We start from the raw sequence: 21,797 nt of genomic DNA, 5'->3' as shown, positions 1-21,797 counted from the left end.
CCCCGGTCCCGGAGGAGGCGTCCGGGGCCGGGGACGCGTCCCCGCCGGGCGCGATCTCCTCGGCGAGGTTCGCGGCGAACCTGCCGAGGAGGGCGGCCGAGACGTCGGCGAGAGCGCCGCGGCCGAACTGCACGGGCTTGCCGGTGATGGCGAGGTCGGTCTCCACCTGGACGTCGGTGGTGCCGCCGCGTCCGGTGAGCCGGCACGTGACGACGGCCTTCGCGGTGCCGCCGCCGCGCGTCTCCCGCCCGGCGGCCTCCATCACCGCGACCCCGGCGTCCTCGTCGAGCGAGACGAACGCGACCGACCCGCTGTAGGTGAGGCCGATCGGGCCGAGCCTGACCTTGACCTTCCCGTCGAAGCGGTCGCCGTCGCGGGAGGTGAGCGTCGCGCCCGGAACGCACGGGGCGATCCGCTCGATGTCGAGCAGGACGCGCCACGCCTCGTCCGCGGGCACGGGGATCGTGAAGGCGTTCTCCAGCTTCATCCGGTCTCCTCCGGTGCGGCGGCGCCCGCGGACGGGCCCGCCGCCGCGCGGACGGCCTTGAGGATCCCCTGGTAGCCGGTGCAGCGGCACAGGTTGCCGGACAGGCCGTCGCGGATCTGCTCGTCGGTGGGGTCGGGGTTGTCGCGCAGGAACGCCGTCACGGAGACGACGAACCCGGGCGTGCAGAAGCCGCACTGCAGGCCGTGGTGGTCGCGGAACGCCTGCTGCACCCGGGACAGCTCACCGTCCGGCGAGGCGATCCCCTCCACGGTGGTGATCTCGGCGCCGTCGGCCTGCACGGCGAGGACGAGGCAGGCGCGGACGGCCTGCCCGTCCAGCAGGACCGTGCACGCGCCGCACACGCCGTGCTCGCAGCCGAGATGGGTGCCGGTGAGCCCGCACCGCTCGCGCAGGAAGTCGGCGAGGGTGAGCCGGGGCGGGACGGACGCGCTCCGCGGCCCGCCGTTGACCCGCATCCGGACGGTGACGTCAGCCATTCGCAGCCTCCTCAGCGGCGCGGTGCCCGGCCTCCTCGGCGGCGCGCCGCCCGGCCTCCTCGGCGGCGCGGCGCCATGCGCGCGCCACGACGACGGCGCCGACGTGCGCGCGGTGGTCGGCGGACGCGTGCAGGTCGGCGGGGACCGCGTCCAGTTCCCCGATGGCCGTGCGTCCGAGTTCGTCGGGGTCGATGTCGGCCAGTGCGGCGCCGGTCGCGGCGGCCTCCGCGGCCGGGGCGCGCAGCGGCGTGGAGCCGAGCCCGAACAGCCCGATCCCGCAGCGGGCGACCCGGCCGGCGTCGTCCAGCTCGAGGGCGACGGCCGCGCCGGCGATGGCGAAGTCGCCGCCGCGCCTTGCGAACTCCTCGATCGCGAAGCCGCTGCGGCCGCGCCGTACCGGGAAGTCGATCGCGGTCAGCAGCTCGTCCTCGTCCAGCGCGGTGCTCCACAGGCCGGTGAAGAAGCCGGCGGCGGGGATGGTGCGGGTGCCGCGCGGCGAGACCGCCTGGAGCTCCGCGTCGAGCGCGAGGACGACGGCGGGGTACTCGGCGGCGGCGTCGGCGTGCGCGAGCGACCCGCCGACGGTGCCGCGGTTGCGGATCTGGAAGTGCCCGATCAGCGGGGTGGCGCGGGCCATCAGCGGGACGGACCGCGCGACCCCGGCGGACCGCGCGACGGCCGCCTGCGTGGTGCCCGCCCCGATCCGGACCGTCCCGCCGCGCTCCTCGACGCCGCGCAGGCCGTCGAGCCTGCGCAGGTCCACCAGGTGTTCGGGGTTGGCGAGCCGGAGCGCGAGCATCGGGACGAGGCTCTGCCCGCCCGCGATGGCCTTGGCGTCCTCGCCGAGTTCGGCGAGGAGCCCGACGGCCTCGTCCACGTCGCCGGGGACGTGGTACTCGAAGGACGGCGGTTTCATCGCGTCACCGTCCCGTCCGCGCCGCGCACCAGCGCGACGATGGTCTCGGGCGTCAGCGGCAGGCTGGTGATCTCGGCGCCGAACGGCGCGAGCGCGTCGGCGACGGCGTTCGCCACGGCGGGCGGCGCGCCGATCGCGCCGCCCTCGCCGACGCCCTTGTAGCCGCCGGGCCCCGGCGACGGCGTCTCGACGTGGCCGTACTCGATGTCGGGTATCTCGGCGGCCGTGGGCAGCAGGTAGTCCATGAAGGTGGTGGCGACGGGGTTGCCTTCGGCGTCGTAGGCGAGGTGCTCGCAGAGCGCGTTGCCGATGCCCTGCACGACGCCGCCCGCGATCTGCCCCTCCACGACGTTCGGGTTGATCATCGGGCCGCAGTCCTCGCTGACGATGTAGCGCAGCAGCTTCACCGCGCCGGTCACCACGTCCACCTCGCAGGTGCACAGGTGGGTGGCGTTGGCGTAGATGAGCGGGTGCTCCGGCCGGTACCGGCCGGACGCCTCCAGGCCCGCCGGCACGTCCGGCGGCAGGGTCTCCGGCTGGAAGTAGGCGGCGTTCGCGATCTCGGCGAGCGTGACGCCGGACTCCGGCACGCCGCGCACCCGGGCGCGGCCGCCGTCCAGCTCGATGTCGCCGGGGTCGGCCTCCAGCCGGTGCGCCGCGATCGCGACGATCCGCTCCCGCAGCACCGACGCCGTCTCCGCCACGGCGCCCGCGGTCATCGAGCCCGACCGGCTGCCGGCCGCGCCGCCGCCGAACGGGGTGACGGCCGTGTCGCCCTGCACCGTGCTGACGTCGGCGATGTCCACGCCGAGCGCGTCCGCGGTGAGCTGCACGACCGTGGTCTCGATGCTGTTGCCGCTCGACCCGCCGGACACGTACACGTTGACCTTGCCGGACGGCTCGATCCGGATCGTCGCGCCCTCGGTGGCGTGCAGCGCCATCGCGGCCGAGGTCGGCTCCACGTACGTGCAGGTGCCGACGCCGATGTACCGGCCCTCGGCGCGGGCGAGCTCCTGCTCGCGCCGGAAGGCCTCGTAGTCGAGCATCTTCAGCGCCTGCTCGAACGTCTCCAGCGGTGTGATGCCGTCGTAGGGGACGCCGCACGGGTTGGTGTACGGCAGCTCGTCGCGGCGCAGCAGGTTCCGGCGGCGCAGCTCGGCCGGGTCGAGGCCCATCTTGCGGGCGGCCGAGTCCAGGAGCAGTTCGCGGGCCAGCGACTCGAACTGCCACGGCCCGCGGTAGGCGGTGCGGCCGGAGGTGTTGGAGAACACCGACGCCGTCGCCCACGCGGCCTTCGGGACGCGGTACGGGCCGGGGAAGAACATCCCGACCGCGGCGGACGTCCCGACCGGCCACGGCACCGGGTAGGCGCCGACGTCCTCGACGTAGTCGATCGCGGCGGCGAGGATCGCGCCGCCGTCGTCGAGGGCGATCCGGACGTCGCCGTGGGCGTGCCGCGCCATGCCGGCCGACTGGAGGTTCTCCCGCCGGTCCTCGATCCACTTCAGCGGACCGGGCACCTTGCGGGCGGCGAGCATGACGCACATGTCCTCGCGCTGCGGGATCACCTTCTGCCCGAAGCCGCCGCCGGTGTCGCGCATCACCACCCGCACCCGCTGCTCCGGCAGCCCGAGCAGCCGGGAGCAGAACAGCCGCACCTCGTGCGGGGACTGCGTCGCCGCCCAGATCGTCAGCTCGCCGCTCGGCGCCGACCATTCGGCGACGATGCCGCGCGTCTCGATCGGCACCTGGCTGCAGGCCTGCTGGCGGATCGTGCGCCGCACGACCACGGGCGCCTCGGCGAAGACGGGCTCGACGTCCTCGAACGGAGCGCCGGGGAACTCGCCCGCGACGTTGCCCGGGTAGCCGTCGTGCACCAGCTCCGCGGACTCCCCCGCGGCGGCGTAGTCGACGACCGGGGGCAGCGGCTCGTAGTCGACGGCGACCAGCTCGGCGGCGTCCTCGGCGACGTAGCGGTCGGTGGCGACCACCATCGCGACCGGGTCGCCGACGAACCGGACCTCGCCCTCGGCGAGCGGGGGCCGCGGCGTGTCCGGGACGTCCTTGCCGATCAGCGTGTACCACTGCTCGCGCACGTCCGGGTTGAGGTCCGCGGCGGTGAACACCGCGTGGACGCCGTCGGCGGCGAGCGCCTCGGCGGCGTCGACGCCGAGGATCCGGGCGCGCGCCAGGGGGCTGCGGACGAAGCAGGCGTGCAGCATCCCGGGCCGCGTGACGTCGTCGACGTACGTCCCGTGGCCGGTCAACAGCCGCGGGTCCTCCACGCGCGGGACCCGCGTTCCGGCGTACCGCGCCGCGGCCGCCGCCGCGCCGGTCACGGGCGCACCGGCCCGGGCGTCCGCCTGTCGGCGGCCGGCCGGACGGACGGGGACAACTCACCCAACGGAGGACCTCCCTGTGCCAGGTGCGCGGTCGTCGCCGCGCACGCCGTTCCGCATGCGCCGCTCGTGCCGCTGGACGGTCGTTCAGCGATGCTGAACACCTGGATAGCACCGCTCCGAAAAGTGGGTCAATATCCCCTCTGACCAGGGAATATGACCTGTCGCCCAGCCATTGGCGGCATGCCGGAATGAGCGTCTCGCGCGTCCTGCGGGAACGTCCGCCCGGGGGCGGCATCCGCCCACCGGAACATGCGAGAAGAAAATTCTTTCTGATCGATATTAAGTTCTTGTATGGCGATAACGGGCTTACCATGAGGTCGCGACCGTCCGCGCCCTGCCCGGACGTCCGGGCGGCGGCCACGGGCCTCTCACGACCTCGACCGAACAAGATCAGAGAATCTGTATTGTCTTGCTGCCGAGTCCACCTCATCCCGGCACGAAACGCAAGAGGCGGCGCTCACCGATACCGGTGCGCGACGCGGCGCCGGTGGTCCGCGGGCGAACCGAACAGGGAGCGGTCGAGCATCGCGCGCTTCAGGTGGACGTGGACGCCGCTCTCCCACGTGTAGCCCATGCCCCCGTGCAGTTGCATCGCCTTGCCCGCGACGTCCACCGCGGCCTCGCAGGCGTACGACTTCGCCATGGACACCGCCACCCAGCAGTCCGGGTCGCCGGCGGCCAGCGCCCGCACGGCGGCCTCGACGAGGCGGCGCGCCACGGTGACCCGGACGAGCATGTCGGCGCAGGCGTGCTTGACCGCCTGGAAGGAGCCGATGGGGCGGCCGAACTGCTCGCGCACGCCCGCGTAGGCGACGGTCGCGTCCAGCATGGCCTCGCTCAGGCCGAGGCCGTCGCAGGCGACGGCCATGGCGGCACGGTCACCCAGGTGCCGGAAGGCGGCCGCGGGGTCTCCGGTGAACCTCCGGAGCGAGCCCTCTGCCACGACCGCGCCTTCGGCGGTCACGCGGCCGAACGCGCGGGTGTCATCGAGGAGCGGCTGAGCGGTCACCCGGATCCCCGCGAGGTCCGGACCGGCGTCCACCATGACCGGCTCGCCGCCGGGTGCGAGCGCGGGCAGCAGGAGCCGGTCGGCGCCGGCCGCGTCGGGCACGAACGCCGCGTCGCCGCGCAGGACGAGCCCTCGCGGCGACCGCTCCAGGCGGAACGGCGGCTCGGCGGCGACGGCGGTGCCCGGGTCGCCCGTGTCGCCCGCCAGCGCGACGGCCGGACGCGCGGCCCCCGACGCGATGGCGCGCAGCAACCCGTCCCGGTCCGGTCCGGGTTCCAGCAGGTTGAGCGCTCCGACACCCAGGACCGCGGCGCCGACGTACGGAGTGGACGCCGCCGCGCGGCCCATCTCCTCCAGGACGACGGCGACCTCCGCGAAGGTGGCGCCGGAGCCGCCCAGCGCCTCCGGCACCTCCAGGCCGGGCCAGCCGGATCCGGTGATCGCCTTCCAGCCGGGCGCCCGGTCCGGGCCGGCGCCGCCGAGCAGGTCGCGCGCCACGGCGCGGAACTCGCCGTGCAGATCGGAGAGGTCGGGGCTCATCGGCCGCCCCGGGGTTCGCGGGGCAGGCCGAGGCCGCGCTCGCCGATGATGGTGCGCTGGATCTCGCTCGTCCCGCCCGGGATCGTCCACTCCCACGAGCCGATGAAGTCCAGCGCCCAGGCGCCCGACTCCCATCCGCTGGACAGGGGTTTGCGCAGCTCGGCGTGGGCGGCGGGCCCGGCGATCTCGGCGCCGAAGCCGGTCATCCGCTGGAGCAGCTCGCTGTAGAACAGCTTGACGACGGACGCGTCGGCCGGACCGGGCGTGCCCGCGTCGTGGCGTTCCACCAGGTCGCGGCAGAGCGCGCGGAGCGCGGTCAGCTCGGTCTCGAAACCGGCCAGCCGGTCGGCGACGAGCGCGTCGTCGACGGGCCTCGCTCCGCCCGGCCCGGGGCGGGCGCACGTCTCCAGCAGCCATCGGAAGCCGGCGTTGCCGAGCCGCTCGGCCAGCTCCAGCATCGTCATGCCGCGCTCGGCGCCCAGCGTCTCCTGCGCCACCCGCCAGCCGTCGTTCTCGCGCCCGACGAGGCAGGTCCGGGGGATGACGACGTCGTCGAGGAAGATCTCGCAGAAGTGCGACTCGCCGGTCGCCTGCCGGATGGGGCGGACGTCGATCCCCGGCGTGCTCATGTCGAGCAGGAAGTAGGAGATGCCGCGCCGCTTCGGCGCGCCGGGGTCGGTGCGGGCGAGCAGCAGGCACCAGTCGGCGTGCGCGGCGCCGCTCGCCCACACCTTCTGCCCGTTGACGACGTACCCGTCGTCCTGCCTGCGGGCGGTGGTCGAGAGCGCGGCCAGGTCGGACCCGGCGCCGGGCTCGGAGAAGCCCTGGGCCCAGATCTCGCCGTCCAGGATCGCCGGGAGGTGGCGGCGGCGCTGCTCGTCGGTCCCGGCGGCCAGCAGCGTCGCGGCGGCGTGGTGGATCGCGACGAACGCCAGCACGAGCCGCGGCGCGTCGTGGGCGGCGAGTTCCTGGTACAGGATGATCTGCTCGGCGACCGGCATCCCGCCGCCCCATTCACGCGGCCAGTGCGGGACGGCGAACCCGGCACGGCGCAGTTCCTGGAACCACTCCTTCTGGAAGGCGACGAACTCCTCCTCCGGGACGCCCGTCTGCGCCCGCCGCCAATCGGCCGGGATGTGCTCGCGGCACCATCCGCGCACCTCGGCACGGAACTCCGCGAGGTCGTGTGCGGTCCCGCGAACTCCGGTCATCGCGCCGCACGCTCCCGCGCCTCGCCGAACGGCCCGGTCAGGCCGCGCCGGCCCAGGCTGCGCGTCAGCCGGTCGCGCGTCCCGGCGGGCCCCAGCGGCAGGCGCCGCAGCGGCTGGCCGTACCGGGACAGCCAGGACAGGAACGCCTCATCGCAGAAGCCGAACGCGCCGTGCAGCTGATGCGCGACGCGGAAGACGACGTCGGCCGCCTCGACGGCCGCGAGCCGCAGCGCGAGCGCGTCGTCGGCCGCCTCGCCGCGGTGGTCCTGGACGCTCCAGAGCGCGTACTTCGCCAGCGCCTCGGCACCGCTGCGCTCGACCTCGGCCTCGGTGAGCTGGAAGCGCACGCCCTGGAACCGCGCGAGCGCCTGCCCGAACTGCTCGCGGAGGAGGACGTGCTCCCGGGTGAGGTCGATCGCTCGGTCGAGCATCCCGAGCAGCGTCCAGCACGGCAGGACCAGGCCGAGGGCGAGGTCTCGCGCGCACTCTCCGCCGGCGCCGGCCGGTCGCAGGTCCAGTCCGGTGACGAACGCCGACGTGCGGGGTGGGCCCTCCGGTGCCCGCGCGGCGGCGTCGCAGCGCCGGCCGTCCAGCGTCACGGCCGTCCAGCTCAGGTCGAGCCCCGCGACGGCGGCGGCTGGACGGGCGCCGTCGACGACGAGCAGCCCGTCGGCACCGGCCGGCCGGGACAGGCGCTCGGCCACCGGGAACGGGACGGCGAAGTAGCCCGCGGCGCGGCACAGCGCCGCCGCCGCCTCCAGTTCCGCCGCATCGCCGCGCGGGTCGAGGTCGAGCGCGCCCAGCTCGTCCAGGACCGGCCCGACGAGCGCCGCTCTGCGCTTGGGTTCGCGTTCGGCCTGCCGGACGAGGTCGTCGCCGCCGGCCGCCTCGAACGCCCGGACCGCCTGCCGCCCGTACTCGGCGGCCTCTTCGCTCAGGTCGATGTTCATGCGGTGCCGGCCGTAAGGGCGGTGCTCAGCGGGCCGGTCATGACGCCAGCAGCGATCGGGACAGCAGGATCTGCTGCATCTCGATGCTCCCCGACGCGACCGTGGACGCCCGGGAGTAGCGCCAGTGGTCCTCGACGCGCAGGCGGAACCGGCGGGCCTCCGCTCCATCCGGTTCGGCCGACGCGACGATCTCCATCAGCACGTCGGCGCTGTCCTGGTCGAGCCGGGTCACCGCGATCCGGTACGCGGCCGCGTCGGCGGGCCGCACCGCGCCCTTGGCCTGTCTCGCCACCACCTCGTAGGCGAGCAGGCGCGCGCGCCGGCAGTGCGTCAGCATCCGGGCCCACCGCCCGCGCAGCTCGTCCGGCAGGTCGTCCCACCGGTCGCCGAGCACCGCGGGCGCCGCCTGGAGCAGCCGCTCGCACCGGGCGTAGCGGGCGATGCCGACGCGCTCGAACGACAGCACCTCCTGCACCACCTCCCATCCCCGGTCGACGGCGCCGAGGACGTCCGCGCCGGTCACCCGCAGGTCGCTGAAGAAGACCTCGTTGAGGTGGTGCGGCCCCATCATCGACGCGATCGGCCTGACCTCGATGCCCGGCGCGTCCATCGGCACGAGGAAGATCGTCAGCCCGTGCTGCCGCCGCTCCCCCGTCGAGGTGCGGGCGAGCAGGAAGCACCACTGCGCCATGCCGGCGTAGGACGTCCAGATCTTCTGGCCGGAGATGCGCCAGGCGCCGCCGTCCCAACGGGCGGACGTGCGCAGCGCCGCGAGGTCGGAGCCGGCGTCGGGCTCGCTGAACCCCTGGCACCAGATGACCTCGCCGCGCGCGATCGGCGGCAGGTGCCGGCGGCGCTGCTCCGCCGTGCCGTGCCGCATGATCGTCGGCCCCACCCAGTTGACGCCCATGTACTGCGCGCCGCGGGGCTCGTGGTGCGCCCACATCTCCTCGCGGACGACGGTCTGCTCCCACACCGAGGCGTCCGCGCCGCCGTACTCCCCGGGCCAGGCGAGGCAGAGCAGCCCGCGGTCGGCGAGCAGGCGGCAGAAGCGCTGCGCGGTCTCCAGGTCGGACGGGTCGTCGGTGAAGGCCCCGAGGAAGCCGGGCGGGACGTGCTCGGCGACCAGCCTGCGCAGGTCGCCGCGGAGGGCGGTGGCGGCCTCGCCCATCGTGAAGTCCATGCCGACGACGCTATTTCAATCATTGTAAGGATTGCAATACTGCCTTTGGTTATCCGGTCACGGTAGACTCGCCGCATGGTCCCTCAGCTCCACGGGAAGCGGCCTGCGTGACGACACCGCGACGCAGCCGAGTCCACCAGCACCGCATCGCCGAGACCGTCGCCGGCGAGCTGCGCACCCGCATCCTCGCCAGCGACTACGACTACGCGCTCCCCACCCAGGACCAGCTGGTCAAGGAGTTCGGCGTGAGCTACCCCTCGGTGCGGGAGGCGCTGCGCATCCTGGAGACCGAGGGCCTGGTGACGGTCCGGCGCGGCAACGTCGGCGGCGCCGAGGTGCACCGGCCGGACCAGTCGTCGGCCGCGTACCACCTCGGCCTCGCGCTCCAGGGCGACCGGGTCTCGCTCGGCGACCTGGCGGCCGGGCTGCGGATGCTGGAACCGCTGTGCGCCGCCGAGTGCGCGCGGCGCGAGGACCGCGCGGAGGCCGTCGTCCCCGCCCTGCGCGCCAACGTCGAGGAGTGCACCGCGCTGGTGGACGACGGCGTCGCGTTCACCCAGACCGCCCGCGAGTTCCACGACCTCCTCGTCGCCTTCACCCCGAACGCGACGGTCCGCAACGTCGTCGGCAGCCTCGTCGCGCTGTGGTCGGCGCAGGAGGAGGCGTGGGCCGAGGCGCTCACCCGGCGCGGCGAGTACCCGACCCGGGACGAGGCGATGACGTCCGTCCGCACCCACCGCCGGATCGTCGACGACATCGCCGCCGGGCGCGCCGGGGAGGCGGAGCGGGTCGCCTGCGCGCACCTCACCGCGACCCAGTCCCTGCTCCTGGAGCGTTTCGACGACGGGATCGTCAACGCCGCGTCGCCCGCCGCCCGGCAGGCGATCCAGTCCGGCGTGCGCGCGCGCCACTGACGGAGGCGCGGGCTACCGGGCGGTCCATCCTCCGTCGACGACGATCGTCTGCCCCGTGACGTAGCTCGCGGCGTCCCCAGCGAGCCAGACGATGGCGCCGACGATGTCGTCCGCGCCGCCCTCCTTCGGGAGCGGCGTGTTGCGGCGCAGGTACTCGGCCGGCCGCTCGTTCTCGTACAGCGGGCTGGTGATCTCGCTGCGGAAGAAACCCGGCGCCACCGTGTTCACCCGGATCGAGTGCCGCGCCCACTGCACGGCCAGCTCGGCGGTGAGGCCGGACAGGCCCGCCTTGCTCGCCGCGTAGGACGCCTGCGGGATCCCCGGCACGCCGACCCGTCCGCTGATGGACGAGACGTTGACGATGGAGCCCCGCCCGGCCGCGCGCATGTGCGGGTAGACCGCCTGCGCCAGCACGAACGGCGCCACCAGGTTGAGGTCCAGGGTCGCGCGGACGGCGTCGAGCGGTTCGGACTCGGCGCGCTCCTCGGTGAACATGGCGCCCGCCGCGTTGACGAGGATCTCCGGCGGGCCGAGCCCGTCCGCCACCGCCGGCACGACCGTCCCGGCCCGCTCGGGGTCGGACAGGTCGCAGGCGACGGCCAGGCCGCCGATCTCCGCGGCGAGCGCGTCCAGCCTGTCCCTGCGGCGCGCCACCAGGCCGACCCGGGCACCGAACGCGGCCAGTGCGCGCGCGACCGCGGCGCCCAGCCCGGACGAGGCTCCCGCCACGATCGCCACCCGGCCGTCGAGACCGAACATCCCGCGTGCGGCGGCATCCGCGTCCACGCGCGCCTCCCTTTGCTGAAGCTCCGGATTCACCGGTCGCCCGGCGCGTCCCGTGCGACCAGGTCGGCCAGCCCGGCGCGCTGTACCTTCCCCATGGCGTTGACCGGCAGCGCGTCGACCCGCTTCCAGATCTCCGGCACCTTGTAGGGCGCGAGCTCCCGGCGGCACGCCTCGGTGAGCGCCGCGACGTCGAGCCGCGCGCCGGCGCTCTCCACGACGGCGGCCACCCGCTGCCCGAGGCGGTCGTCGGGCACCCCGCACACCGCCGCGTTGGCGACGCCGGGATGCGCCAGGAGCACCCGCTCCACTTCGAGGGGGTAGACGTTCGCGCCGCCCCTGACGATGACCAGCTTCTTGCGGTCGAGCACGGTCAGCCATCCGTCGGCGTCGACCGTACCGATGTCGCCGGTGGGCACGGGGCCGGGTTCCGGCGGGCGGACCCGGCCGTTCTCCCAGTAGCCGAGCAGCGGCGTCCAAGCCCCCGCCCAGGGGCCCGAGGTCGCGGCGCTGAGCCGCAGCTCGCCCGGCTCACCTGCGGGGAGGCGGCCGTCGTCGTCGTAGGCGGCGACGTCGAGGTGGGGCAGCACGCGCCCGCTCGTGCTCGGGCGCCACTGCTCGCCGGGCGGGTCGATGGACACGACGGTCGGCGCCTCGGTCAGGCCGTAGGTGGCCCGGGGCACGAGGCCGTGCGTCGCGGAGAAGGCCTCGCGCAGCGCGTCGGAGGTGTCGCCGCCCCCGCTCCACGCCTCCTGGAGCGGGCCGAGGCCGAGGTCGGGGCGCCGGGCGAGGTCGTAGAGCTGCGCGGGGGCGCCGTTCCACGCGGTGACGCCGCGCTCGGAGATCCAGCCGGCCAGGCCGTCGGCGTCGCGCCGGTCCATGATGACCGAGCATCCGCCGGCCTGCGCGGCGAGCAGGGTCGACAGGACCATGAGGTTGAGGATCGTGAGCGGGAAGCCGTCGCCTTTGCGCAGCTCCGGGCCCCAGCCTCGGGTGGCGACGAGCACCGCGCCCGGTAGGAGCAGGTTGCGCTGGCTGTGCACGACGGCCTTCGGCCGTCCCGACGTCCCGCTGGTGAACGCGATCCCGGCGGGCGCGTCGACGTCGAGCGCGACTTCCGGGGCGGACCCCTCCCCCGCCATGAGCCGCGCCCACCGGTCGGGGTCGACGCGGCCCGGCACGTCGAGGCGGCAGCGCGGCCCGGCGAGGACGACCGCCGGATCGCAGATGCCGTGCAGCTCCTCCTGCTCGGCGGGCGCGAGCGCCTCGCCGATCCCCGCCCACACCGCGCCGATCCGCTGGGCGCCGTGGAAGGCCGCCACGATGTCCAGGTCGTTGGGCAGGCACGCGGCGACGCGGTCCCCTTGCCGCACCCCGAGCGACCACAGCGCACCGGCCGCTCTCCGCGCCCGGTCGTCGAGTTCGGCGTACGACCAGGCGCCGGAGGCCGCCTCGATCGCGGTGGCGCGGGGCCGCGCGGCGAGCGGTGCGTCCAGCACGGCGGCGATGGAGGGCGGAGGGGCGGCGCCGGCTTCGGTGCTCCTCATGACCCTCTTGATATCATCATCCTTGTAAGGATTGACAGCATCATCTGGATACAGGGTTCCCGGGCGCGAGAATCCGGTGGGAGCGGCCGATGTCGGACGAACGCGGACACCATCCGGGCCCGCTGTCGGGAGTGCGGGTCGTCGACCTGACGGCGATGGTGATGGGCGCGCACTGCACCCAGGTCATGGCCGACATGGGGGCGGACGTCATCAAGGTCGAACCTCCCGCCGGCGACAACACCCGGCGGATCTCGGCCGGGCCCGAACCGGGAATGGCCGGCGTCTTCGTCAACGTCAACCGCGGCAAGCGCAGCGTGGTGCTCGACCTGCGCACCGGCGAAGGAAAGGACGCCCTGCGCGGCCTCATCGAGCGCGGCGACGTCTTCATCCATTCGATGCGCGCGAGGGCGATCGACGGGCTGGGGTTCGCCTATCCCGACGTGGCCGCGATCAACCCGTCGATCGTCTACACCAACTGCTACGGCTACGGACGGCGCGGGCCGGACGCGGGCCGTACCGCCTACGACGACACGATCCAGGCGGAATGCGGGCTGCCGTCCGTCCAGGAGCAGCTGACCGGCGAGGCGGGCTACGTCGGGACGATCATGGCCGACAAGGTCGCCGGGATAACGGCGCTGTACGCCACCATGATGGCGCTGTTCCATCGCGAGCGGACCGGCGAGGGCCAGGAGGTCGAGGTCGCGATGTTCGAGACGATGGCCGCGTTCATGCTGGTCGAGCACGCCAACGGCGCGCTGTTCACCCCTCCGCTGGGCCCTGCGGTCTATCCGCGCGCGGTCTCCCGGAACCGGAGGCCGTACCGCACCAAGGACGGTCACGTCTCCGCGCTCGTGTACAACGACAAGCAGTGGTCGGCGTTCGTCGAGGCCGTGAAGCCGGAATGGGCGGGCGAGCATTTCGCCACCCTCGAACAGCGGGCCCGGCAGATCGACACCGTTTACGCGCTGCTCGGCGAGACGTTCATGCAGCGCACGACGCGGGAATGGCTGGAGCTGCTCTCGTCCCTGGACATTCCCGCCGCGCCGGTCCGCACCCTGGACGAGCTGTTCGACGATCCGCACCTGAACGCCGTCGGCTTCTTCGAGACGGTCGACACGCCGAACGGGCCGGTGCGGTTCCCTGGGACGCCGGCCTGGTTCTCGCGGACGCCGGGCCGGGTCGCCGGCCCGGCCCCGAGGCTCGGCGCCCACACGGCGGAAGTACTGGACGAAATGGGATGGGACCGGAAATGACCCAAGGCGCGGAAACGTTCTCCGCACGCTCGTGGCTGTTCGCTCCCGGCGACAGCGAACGGAAGATGGAGAAGGCCACGGCGTCTCCGGCCGACATCGTGCTCTTCGACCTGGAGGACGCGGTCGCCGAAGAGCGCAAGCCGTCCGCCCGGACGATGGTCGCGGACTTCCTGCGTTCCCGCCCGGACGACGGCAGAGACCGGCTCTGGGTGCGCATCAACCCGCTCGACGGCCCGCACGCGCTGGCGGACCTGGCGGCGGTGATGCCCGCCCGCCCGGGCGGCGTCATGCTCCCCAAGGCGCGCGGCCGCGCGGACGTGGAGAGGCTCGACCACTACCTGTCCGCGCTGGAGGTCTCGGCGGGCACCGAGGAGGGCTCGACCAAGGTCATCGCGCTGGTGACGGAGACGGCCGAGGCCATGTTCACCATCGGCACCTACGCGGGCGCGCCGCGCCTGGTCGCGATGACCTGGGGCGCCGAGGACCTCGCCGACGCGGTGGGCGCCTCCGGCAACCGCACCGCCGACGGCGAGTACGGGTTCACCTACGAACTGGCCCGGAGCCTGTGCCTCCTCGGCGCCGCCGCCGCAGGAGCGGTCCCGGTCGACACCATCCACGGCGACTTCCGCGACCTGGACGGGCTGCGCGCGCGGGCCGCGCGGGTGCGCCGGGACGGCTACCGCGGCATGCTCGCCATCCACCCCGCCCAGGTCGAGGTGATCAACGCGGCCTTCACCCCCACGGACGCGGAAGTGGCCGCCGCGCAGGAGATCGTCGACCTGTTCGACGCCAACCCGGGCGCGGGCACCCTCGCCCACGACGGCGCCATGCTCGACCGTCCCCACCTCGCCCGCGCGCGGGCGCTGCTCGCCCAGGCGGGACGCGCGTGAAGACCGTCACGGATCCCGCCGGGCTCGACCTGAGCCGGTTCCTGCGCCCCGGGGACCACATCGTCGTGGGGCAGGCGTGCGGCGAGCCGACCACGCTGGTCGAGGCCCTGATCGAGCAGGGCCCCGCCATCGGCGGCCTGTCGGTCTTCATCGCGACGAGCTTCTCCGGCCTCCTCACCCCGGACGCGATGGACGGCGTCGCCGTGTCCAGCATGGGGGCGATCGGCGCGCTGCGCGCCCTCTCCGCGAAGCACCGGCTCACCGTCGTCCCCTGCCACGTCGGCCAGATCGGTCCGATGATCGAGGCGGGGATCCTGCGGTGCGACGCCGCGTTCGTCCAGGTCGCCCCCGCCGGCGCGGACGGGGACCACAGCCTCGGCCTCATCAGCGACCACGTCCGCGCCGCCGCGGCGAAGGCGCGCGTCGTCATCGCCGAGGTGAACGAGCGGGTGCCCCGCACGTACGGGGAGGTGCTCCCCGCCGCCGGGATCGACTGCGCGGTGCACGTCTCGCGGCCCCCGGTCGAGGTCCCTCCGGCGACGATCGGCGCGACCGACCGGGCCATCGCGGAGCACGCCGCCGCCTACATCGAGGACGGCTCGGTCGTCCAGACCGGGATCGGCGCCGTCCCGGACGCGCTGCTCCGCCTCCTCCACGACCGCGCGGACCTCGGCGTCCACTCCGGCATGATCGGGGACGGGCTGGTCGACCTGGTCGAGGCGGGCGTCGTCACCAACGCCCGCAAGCCCATCGACCGGGGCGTGTCCGTCACCGGCGCGCTGATCGGCACGGAGCGCCTCTACCGGTTCGCCGACCGCAACCCGGCGATCCGCATGCGCGCCGCGGACTACACCCACGACGCGGCGGTCCTCGCGCGGCTGGAGAGGCTGGTGACGCTGAACTCCGCGGTCGAGGTGGATCTGACCGGCCAGGTGAACGCCGAGCAGACGGGCCCCGCCTACCTGGGCGGCACCGGCGGGCAGGCGGACTTCGTCCGGGCGGGCGCGCGCTCGCCCGGCGGGCACGCGATCATCGCGCTGCCCGCCACGGCGCGGCGCGGCACCGTCAGCAGGATCACCGCCGCGCTGTCGGGCCCGGTCACCACGGCCCGGAGCGACGCGGACGTGATCGTCACCGAGTTCGGGGCGGCCGAGCTCAAGGGCAGGCCGCTCGCCGAGCGCGCCCGCCGCCTCGTCGCCATCGCCCATCCCGATTTCCAGGAGGAGCTGGCGAGGGAGGCGCACGCGATCGAGCAGCGCGGGTTCTAGCCCGCGGCCTGCTCGGGTTCGTAGCCGAGGACGCCCTTGGTCTCCAGGTAGTCGTGGAAGCCGAACTCGCCCCATTCGCGGCCGTTGCCGCTCTTCTTGTAGCCGCCGAAGGGGCAGCCGAAGTCGAACCCGTCGTTGATGGAGACCCAGCCCGCGCGGATGCGGCGGGCCACGGCGCGGGCGGCGTCGAGGTCGGCGCCGGCGACGTTGCCGGCCAGGCCGTACTCGGTGTCGTTGGCGATCTCGACGGCGTGGTCGACGTCGTCGTAGCCGATGATCGTCAGGACCGGGCCGAAGATCTCCTCGCGGGCGATGGTCATGTCGTTGGTGACGTCGGCGAAGACGGTCGGCCTGACGTAGAAGCCGGTCGGCAGGCCGTCCGGACGGCCGGTGCCTCCGGCCACGAGGGTGGCGCCTTCCTCGATTCCCTTCCGGATGAGCGCCTGCACCTTGTCGAACTGGGCCCGCGACGCCACCGGGCCCATCACGACGTCGCCGGCGGGGTCGCCCACGCTGACGCCGGCGACGGCCTCGCGCGCGACGGCGGCGGCCTCGTCCATCCGCGACCTCGGCACCAGCATCCGCGAGAGGGCGCTGCAGGTCTGCCCGGAGTTGCCCATCATGGTGGTGACGCCGGACGCGACGTTCGCGGCGAAGGCCGCGTCGTCCAGCACGATGTTCGGGCTCTTGCCGCCGAGTTCCTGGGTGACCCGCTTGACGCCGGGCGCGGCGTTCCGCGCGACCTCGACGCCCGCGCGCACCGACCCGGTGAAGGAGACCATGTCGACGCCGGGGTGCGACGAGAGCGCCGCGCCGACGCCGGGCCCGTCGCCCTGGACGAGGTTGAACACCCCGGCGGGGACGCCCGCGGCGTCCAGGATCTCGGCGAAGATCCGCCCGGCGGACGGTGCGATCTCCGACGGCTTGAGGACCATCGTGCAGCCGGTCGCCAGCGCCGGGAACACCTTCACCGCGATCTGGTTGAGCGGCCAGTTCCAGGGGGTGATCAGCGCGCAGACCCCGATCGGCTCCTTCACGACGAGGGTGGCGCCGCGCCGCTCCTCGAACGCGAAGTCCTGGAGGATCTCGATCGCCTTGGCCAGGTGGCCGGCGCCGAGCCCGACCTGGAACCCGCCGGCGAGCGACGCGGGCGCGCCCATCTCCTCGGTCAGCGCGGCGGCGAGGTCGCCGGACCGCTTCTGGTACGCCTCCTGGACGTTCCGCAGCACCTCGGTCCGGTCGGCGGCGCTCGTCCGCGACCAGGAGCCGAACGCGCCGCGCGCCGCCGCGACCGCCCGGTCCACGTCGGCGGCCGAACCGGCCGCGACCTTGCCGCAGACCTGCTCGGTCGCGGGGTTCACGACGTCGAGGGTCCGTGACGGATCGGCCGGGGCGGTCCACTCCCCGCCGATGTAGAACTCCAGGTTGTCGCCCATGGCCGTCACTGCATCCCTTCCGCGTACCAGGTCCGGAACTCGGCGTAGCTCGGCATCTCCTCCGAGTTCGCCTTGGGGTCGACCGCGACGTGGACGACCGCCGGCTTCCCGCTCGCGTAGGCGCGCTTGATGGCGGGGGCGATGTCCGCGTCGCGGTCGACGTACTCGCCGTGGCAGCCGAAGCCCTCGGCGACCTTGTCGAGCCGGGTGCCGGTGCTCCAGTGCACGCCGGGCATCCGCGCGTCCTGCCCGAAGGTGCGCTTGTAGACGCCCACCTCCAGGCCCCACGCGTAGTCGACGGCCACGACGCAGACCAGCGGCAGGTTCAGGCGGGCCGCCGTCTCCAGCTCCGCGATCTGGAACAGGAACGACGAGTCGCCGGTGATCAGCATCAGCGGGCGCGCGCCGCCGTCGGCGACCCCGGCGCCCACGGCGTAGGGCAGCCCGGTGCCGAGGTGGCCGAAGTTCTGGTTCCAGAGCACGTCGTGCGGTTTGGCCTGCGAGTACGTCCAGCCGAAGATCGTGGTGGCGCCGCCGTCGCGGACCATGATCCCGTCCGGCGGGAAGGCCCTGGTCGCCTCGACGACGAGCCGCGCGGGGTGGACGGGCGACCCGCCGGACGGGGCCGTCTCCGCCAGGTCCGCGAGCCGCGCCGCGTCCTGCTCGATCCAGCCGGCGAGCTCCGGTGACGGTGTGCGCGGCGAGCCGGCGAGCGCGTCCACGAGCTGCGGGACGACCGCGCGCAGGTCGCCGACCAGCGGGATGTCGATCGGGCGGTTGACGCCGATCGCCCCGGGGTCCTGCTCGATGAGGATCCAGGTGCGTCCGGCGGCGTTCTCGAGCCAGTGCCGGCCCCGCCCGTAGTGGACGGGCTCGCCCAGTTCGGTGCCGATCGCCAGGCAGAGGTCCGATTTCACGACCGCGTCGACGGCCGATGGCGAGAAGCCGTAGGACCAGGTGCGGTCCTCCAGTCCCTTGATGTAGGAGGTGCCGCCGGACGTCTGGATGACGGGGCATGCCATCAGGTCGGCGAGCTGCTTGACCTGCTCCCCCGCGCGGGCGGTGTGGACGCCGTGGCCGACGAGGAGGATCGGCTGCTTCGCCGCCCGTACGGCCACCGCTGCCTCGGCGACCTTGTCCGGGCCCGCCGTCTGCCCGACCAGGCGGTACGTCTCGGGTGGCGCCGCCGCCGGGACGTCGAGCTCCTCCTGGATCACGTGCGACGGGTACTCGATGTAGACGGGCCCGGGCGTGCCCGACAGCGCCTTCCGCAGCCCCTCGCGGACGATCTCGTCGGTCTGGTCGGCGTACTCGATGCTGGCGGCGTACTTCACCGAGGGCGCGAACAACTCGGACTGCTTGACGAACTGGATGCGGCCGCGCCGCACCCGCTGCTCGGTGATGCGGGCCCGCTGCCCGCCGAGGAACACGACCGGCGAGTTCTCGACCTTGGCGCACATCATCGCCCCGGCCATGTTCGCCATGCCGGGGCCGAGCGTGCCGATGCACACGGCCGGCTTCCCCGTCATCCGCGACACCGCCTCCGCCATGAACCCGGCGGCCTCCTCGTGGTGCGGGGCGACCACGTTCCAGCCGCGCTCCTCGGCGAGGTGGAAGAGGTGCACGAAGTTCGGATCGGGGATGCCGAAGATGGTGCTGATCCCCTCGGCCTCGAAGAGCTGAAGGATGCGTTCGTAGACCTTGACCGCCATGGCGGCTAGCCCTCCTTGGCCGTTGCGGGGCTCGCCATCGCGAAGCTCCTGCTGATGTGGTCGTTGTGCGCCGAGGGGACGACCGGCAGGATCCAGGGGTCGCGGGCGTCGCGGATCTCCGCGATCCGCTCGCCGACCTCGTCGATCGTCCAGGACGGCCGGTGCACGCCCGGGGTCTCGCCGACGAACGCCCGCGCGACCCGTCCGGCGATCGCCACCAGCATCTCGCCGGTGATCGAGCAGGACTCGTGCGCGAGCCAGCCGACGGCGGGCGCCGCGAGCTCGGGTTCCATCGGCGGGTAGGCGGAGGTGTCGATGCCCGCGGCCATCCGGGTGACGGCGGCGGGGACGATGACGTTGCATTTCACGCCGTGTTCGGCGCCTTCGAGCGCGACCACGTTCGACAGCCCGATCACGCCCGCCTTCGCCATCGCGTAGTTGGCGACCCGGCGGTTGCCGTACAGGCCGCCGATCGACGAGGTCAGCACGACGCGCCCGTATCCGGCGGCGCACATGGCGGGGAACGCGTGCCGGACGACGTTGAAAGCGCCGCGCAGGTGGACGTCCAGGACGGCGTCGAGGTCCTCGGGCGTCATCTCCGCGAGCGGCGCCGGACGGTGGTTGCCCGCGTTGTGGACCAGCACGTCGATCCGGCCGAAGCGGTCGAGCGCCGCGTCGATGATCGCCCGGCCGCCCTCGAACGTCGCGACGGACGCGTGGCTGGCGGCGGCCTCTCCCCCGGCCTCCTCGATCTCCCGGACGACCGCGTCCGCCGGACCGGGGTCGGTGCCCTCGCCGCTCATCGCGCCGCCCGGGTCGTTGACGACGACCTTGGCGCCCAGCGCGCCGAGCAGCCGGGCGTAGGCGCGCCCGAGTCCGCGGCCCGCGCCGGTGACGACGGCGACCCGGCCGTCGAACCCGAGGTCAGCCATGGACGACCATGCCCTCCATGTCGCCGGTGTCGCGCCACGCCCGCAGCAGGTCCTCCATGGCGTAGAAGCCCGGCCAGTACGGCTCGCCCAGATGCGACCGGATCTTCTTCTCGCCCTCGCCGTTGTAGTAGCCGGGCGTGCACTCCCGCTCGAACGTGCTGTTGTCGACGGCGGTCTCCTTGACCGTCCTGCACCACTGGGCCTGGGCGTCGGCGGTCGGTTCGACGGTCGTGGCGCCGCGCGCCAGCGTCTCGGCGATCAGGTAGGAGATGTGCCGGGCCTGCTGCTCGAACATCGCCGTCGTGCTCGCGGTGACGCCGCCTTGCAGGAACCCGGTGAAGAACAGGTTCGGGAAGCCGTGCGTGGTGATGCCGTGCAAGGTGCGGTAGCCGTCGGCCCAGTGGTCGTACAGTGACACGCCGCCGCGTCCCGCGAAGGGCTGGATGCCGAACCGCCGGTCGAGGTCGGTGGTGATCTCGAAGCCGCTGGCGAAGACGATGCAGTCGACCTCGTGCTCGACGCCGCGCGCCATGATGCCCTTCGGCGTGATGCGCTCGACGCCCTTGGTCCCGGACACGTCGACGAGCGTGACGTTCGGGCGGTTGAACGTCGGCAGGTACTGGTCGTTGAAGCACGGCCGCTTGCACAGGAAGCGGTAGTAGGGCTTGAGGATCTCGGCGGTCTCCGGGTCGTCGACGAGCGCCTCGACGCGGCGGCGCAGCCGCTCCATCACCCGGTAGTCCACGAGCTCGCGCAGCTCCATGAACGTCGCGGGGTCGGCCATCGCGGCCCAGCCGTCCGTCTCGTCCAGGTACGCGGCCAGGTTGCGGCTGATCTCCGTCCAGCCGTCGCACACCAGGTCGGGCTGGCCCGGCCCGAACGCCTCGAACGCCGCGGTGTGGAAGCTGCGGCGCCGCTCCTCCTGCCAGCCCGGACGCAGCGTCTTCGCCCACTCCGGGTCGGTCGGGACGTCGCCGCGCTCGTCGATGGTCGACGCCGTCCGCTGGAAGACGTACAGGTGCTCGGCGGCGCGGGCGATGTGCGGGATCACCTGGACGCCGCTCGCGCCGGTGCCGATGACCGCGACCTTCTTGCCGGCCAGGCCGCTGAGCCCGCCGCTCATGTCGCCGCCGGAGTAGTCGTAGTCCCAGCGCGCGGTGTGGATGGTGTGCCCCTCGAACTCGGTGAGGCCGGGGACGCCGGGCAGCTTCGGACGGTTGAACGGGCCCTGGCACATGGCGACGAAGCGGGCCGTGATGCCGTCGCCGCGGTTGGTGCCGATCCGCCAGCGGCCGATCGACTCGTCCCACTGCAGCGAGGTCACCAAGGTGTGGAACAGCGCGTTGTCGTAGAGGCCGAAGTGCTTGGCGATGCGTTGGCAGTGCTCGTACACCTCGTCGCCGAAGGCGTACTTCTGCTTCGGCATGTACCCGACCTCTTCGAGCAGCGGCAGGTAGCAGTAGCTGTCGGTGTCGCACTGGATCCCCGGGTACCGGTTCCAGTACCAGGCACCGCCGAAGTCGCCCGCCCAGTCGACGACGCGCAGGTCCGTGACGCCGGCCTGCTTGATCCGCGCCGCGGTGACGAGGCCGGAGAAGCCGGCGCCGAGCACCACCGCGTCCACGTCGCCGGTGATCGGCTCGCGCGGCTGGACCGGCAGGTACGGGTCGGACTCGTAGAAGTCCGCGAACTCCCCCTCGGTCACCACGTACTGGCCGCGCCCCTCGGGGTGCAGGCGCTTGTCGCGCTCGGACAGGTACTTCTCTCGGAGGGCGTCGCGGTCGACCTCGGGAGTCTGCGTCGGCGCGCATTCGTGCGGCATCCAGTGATTCCTCGGCTCGGGGCGGTGACTCCGGGTCGTCCGCCG

The 21,797-nt window shown here is 73.7% G+C and carries 18 protein-coding genes; 4 read left to right on the top strand and 14 right to left on the bottom strand.

Going from position 1 to position 21,797, the window contains the following annotated elements; translation table 11 throughout:
* From F9B16_RS16410 to F9B16_RS16375, 8 genes are all read right to left on the bottom strand, one after another.
* Positions 1 to 487 (bottom strand): SRPBCC family protein (locus F9B16_RS16410; RefSeq protein WP_192808822.1); only part of this gene is annotated, 487 nt, incomplete at its 3' end.
* On the bottom strand, positions 484 to 984 hold the full coding sequence (locus F9B16_RS16405) for a (2Fe-2S)-binding protein (RefSeq protein WP_151540944.1): 501 nt from the start codon (positions 982 to 984) through the stop codon (positions 484 to 486). The genes F9B16_RS16405 and F9B16_RS16410, both read right to left, overlap by 4 nt.
* On the bottom strand, positions 977 to 1,900 hold the full coding sequence (locus F9B16_RS16400; RefSeq protein ID WP_151540943.1) for an FAD binding domain-containing protein: 924 nt from the start codon (positions 1,898 to 1,900) through the stop codon (positions 977 to 979). The genes F9B16_RS16405 and F9B16_RS16400 overlap by 8 nt, the downstream gene beginning before the upstream one ends.
* Entirely contained in the window at positions 1,897 to 4,239 is a 2,343-nt protein-coding gene (locus tag F9B16_RS16395; protein WP_151540942.1) for a xanthine dehydrogenase family protein molybdopterin-binding subunit, read from the bottom strand. Before F9B16_RS16395 ends, F9B16_RS16400 begins: the two co-directional genes overlap by 4 nt.
* A 520-nt stretch (positions 4,240 to 4,759) precedes the next feature.
* Entirely contained in the window at positions 4,760 to 5,851 is a 1,092-nt protein-coding gene (locus F9B16_RS16390) for an acyl-CoA dehydrogenase family protein (RefSeq protein WP_151540941.1), read from the bottom strand.
* Entirely contained in the window at positions 5,848 to 7,062 is a 1,215-nt protein-coding gene (locus F9B16_RS16385) for an acyl-CoA dehydrogenase family protein (protein WP_151540940.1), read from the bottom strand. The genes F9B16_RS16390 and F9B16_RS16385 overlap by 4 nt, the downstream gene beginning before the upstream one ends.
* On the bottom strand, positions 7,059 to 8,012 hold the full coding sequence (locus F9B16_RS16380) for an acyl-CoA dehydrogenase family protein (RefSeq protein WP_151540939.1): 954 nt from the start codon (positions 8,010 to 8,012) through the stop codon (positions 7,059 to 7,061). Before F9B16_RS16380 ends, F9B16_RS16385 begins: the two co-directional genes overlap by 4 nt.
* Before the next feature lie 37 nt (positions 8,013 to 8,049).
* Positions 8,050 to 9,195: an acyl-CoA dehydrogenase family protein gene (locus tag F9B16_RS16375; RefSeq protein WP_151540938.1), complete on the bottom strand. Its 1,146-nt coding sequence runs from the start codon at positions 9,193 to 9,195 to the stop codon at positions 8,050 to 8,052.
* Positions 9,196 to 9,302: 107 nt separating this feature from the next.
* Between F9B16_RS16375 and F9B16_RS16370 the strand changes: the two genes are divergently transcribed.
* Positions 9,303 to 10,109 carry a FadR/GntR family transcriptional regulator gene (locus F9B16_RS16370; RefSeq protein WP_151540937.1) on the top strand — a complete coding sequence of 269 codons (807 nt, stop codon included), beginning with the start codon at positions 9,303 to 9,305 and terminating at the stop codon, positions 10,107 to 10,109.
* Between the two features lie 12 nt (positions 10,110 to 10,121).
* Here the strand turns inward: F9B16_RS16370 and F9B16_RS16365 are convergent, their stop codons facing one another.
* Positions 10,122 to 10,895: an SDR family NAD(P)-dependent oxidoreductase gene (locus F9B16_RS16365; protein ID WP_225991673.1), complete on the bottom strand. Its 774-nt coding sequence runs from the start codon at positions 10,893 to 10,895 to the stop codon at positions 10,122 to 10,124.
* A gap of 29 nt (positions 10,896 to 10,924) precedes the next feature.
* On the bottom strand, positions 10,925 to 12,439 hold the full coding sequence (locus tag F9B16_RS16360; RefSeq protein ID WP_151540936.1) for a class I adenylate-forming enzyme family protein: 1,515 nt from the start codon (positions 12,437 to 12,439) through the stop codon (positions 10,925 to 10,927).
* Positions 12,440 to 12,528: 89 nt separating this feature from the next.
* On the opposite strand from F9B16_RS16360, the gene F9B16_RS16355 reads away from it, so the two are divergent.
* From F9B16_RS16355 to F9B16_RS16345, 3 genes are read left to right on the top strand one after another with little or no spacing between them, the layout of a single operon-like run.
* Complete coding sequence (locus tag F9B16_RS16355; protein ID WP_151540935.1) at positions 12,529 to 13,692, top strand: CaiB/BaiF CoA transferase family protein; 1,164 nt, start codon at positions 12,529 to 12,531, stop codon at positions 13,690 to 13,692.
* Positions 13,677 to 14,582, top strand: a complete 906-nt coding sequence (locus F9B16_RS16350) for an HpcH/HpaI aldolase/citrate lyase family protein (protein WP_318839239.1) — start codon at positions 13,677 to 13,679, stop codon at positions 14,580 to 14,582. Before F9B16_RS16355 ends, F9B16_RS16350 begins: the two co-directional genes overlap by 16 nt.
* On the top strand, positions 14,579 to 15,850 hold the full coding sequence (locus F9B16_RS16345; RefSeq protein ID WP_151540933.1) for an acetyl-CoA hydrolase/transferase family protein: 1,272 nt from the start codon (positions 14,579 to 14,581) through the stop codon (positions 15,848 to 15,850). Before F9B16_RS16350 ends, F9B16_RS16345 begins: the two co-directional genes overlap by 4 nt.
* Here the strand turns inward: F9B16_RS16345 and F9B16_RS16340 are convergent.
* Genes F9B16_RS16340 through F9B16_RS16325 form a run of 4 tightly spaced genes read right to left on the bottom strand, consistent with a single transcriptional unit; the run spans position 15,847 to position 21,752 of the window.
* On the bottom strand, positions 15,847 to 17,286 hold the full coding sequence (locus tag F9B16_RS16340; RefSeq protein ID WP_151540932.1) for an aldehyde dehydrogenase family protein: 1,440 nt from the start codon (positions 17,284 to 17,286) through the stop codon (positions 15,847 to 15,849). The two genes, F9B16_RS16345 and F9B16_RS16340, sit on opposite strands and share 4 nt — an antisense overlap.
* A gap of 5 nt (positions 17,287 to 17,291) precedes the next feature.
* Entirely contained in the window at positions 17,292 to 18,998 is a 1,707-nt protein-coding gene (locus F9B16_RS16335) for a thiamine pyrophosphate-binding protein (protein WP_151540931.1), read from the bottom strand.
* 5 nt (positions 18,999 to 19,003) lie between these two features.
* A complete protein-coding gene (locus F9B16_RS16330) occupies positions 19,004 to 19,930 on the bottom strand; it encodes an SDR family NAD(P)-dependent oxidoreductase (protein WP_151540930.1) in 927 nt (308 codons plus the stop codon).
* A complete protein-coding gene (locus F9B16_RS16325) occupies positions 19,923 to 21,752 on the bottom strand; it encodes a flavin-containing monooxygenase (RefSeq protein ID WP_151540929.1) in 1,830 nt (609 codons plus the stop codon). The genes F9B16_RS16330 and F9B16_RS16325 overlap by 8 nt, the downstream gene beginning before the upstream one ends.
* Positions 21,753 to 21,797: the final 45 nt, after the last annotated feature.

This window comes from Actinomadura montaniterrae (genome assembly GCF_008923365.1).
GTDB classification, from domain to species: Bacteria; Actinomycetota; Actinomycetes; order Streptosporangiales; family Streptosporangiaceae; genus Spirillospora; species Spirillospora montaniterrae.
Note: the sequence above shows the minus strand (reverse complement) of the source record. Positions and strands in the feature narration are given on the sequence as shown.

Bases quoted from the DNA above. Each gene is read 5' to 3' on its own strand.
- F9B16_RS16405 (WP_151540944.1), bottom strand. From the start codon at position 984: ATGGCTGACGTCACCGTCCGGATGCGGGTCAACGGCGGGCCGCGGAGC.
- F9B16_RS16400 (WP_151540943.1), bottom strand. From the start codon at position 1,900: ATGAAACCGCCGTCCTTCGAGTACCACGTCCCCGGCGACGTGGACGAG.
- F9B16_RS16390 (WP_151540941.1), bottom strand. From the start codon at position 5,851: ATGAGCCCCGACCTCTCCGATCTGCACGGCGAGTTCCGCGCCGTGGCG.
- F9B16_RS16385 (WP_151540940.1), bottom strand. From the start codon at position 7,062: ATGACCGGAGTTCGCGGGACCGCACACGACCTCGCGGAGTTCCGTGCC.
- F9B16_RS16380 (WP_151540939.1), bottom strand. From the start codon at position 8,012: ATGAACATCGACCTGAGCGAAGAGGCCGCCGAGTACGGGCGGCAGGCG.
- F9B16_RS16375 (WP_151540938.1), bottom strand. From the start codon at position 9,195: ATGGACTTCACGATGGGCGAGGCCGCCACCGCCCTCCGCGGCGACCTG.
- F9B16_RS16360 (WP_151540936.1), bottom strand. From the start codon at position 12,439: ATGAGGAGCACCGAAGCCGGCGCCGCCCCTCCGCCCTCCATCGCCGCC.
- F9B16_RS16355 (WP_151540935.1), top strand. From the start codon at position 12,529: ATGTCGGACGAACGCGGACACCATCCGGGCCCGCTGTCGGGAGTGCGG.
- F9B16_RS16350 (WP_318839239.1), top strand. From the start codon at position 13,677: ATGGGACCGGAAATGACCCAAGGCGCGGAAACGTTCTCCGCACGCTCG.
- F9B16_RS16340 (WP_151540932.1), bottom strand. From the start codon at position 17,286: ATGGGCGACAACCTGGAGTTCTACATCGGCGGGGAGTGGACCGCCCCG.
- F9B16_RS16335 (WP_151540931.1), bottom strand. From the start codon at position 18,998: ATGGCGGTCAAGGTCTACGAACGCATCCTTCAGCTCTTCGAGGCCGAG.
- F9B16_RS16330 (WP_151540930.1), bottom strand. From the start codon at position 19,930: ATGGCTGACCTCGGGTTCGACGGCCGGGTCGCCGTCGTCACCGGCGCG.
- F9B16_RS16325 (WP_151540929.1), bottom strand. From the start codon at position 21,752: ATGCCGCACGAATGCGCGCCGACGCAGACTCCCGAGGTCGACCGCGAC.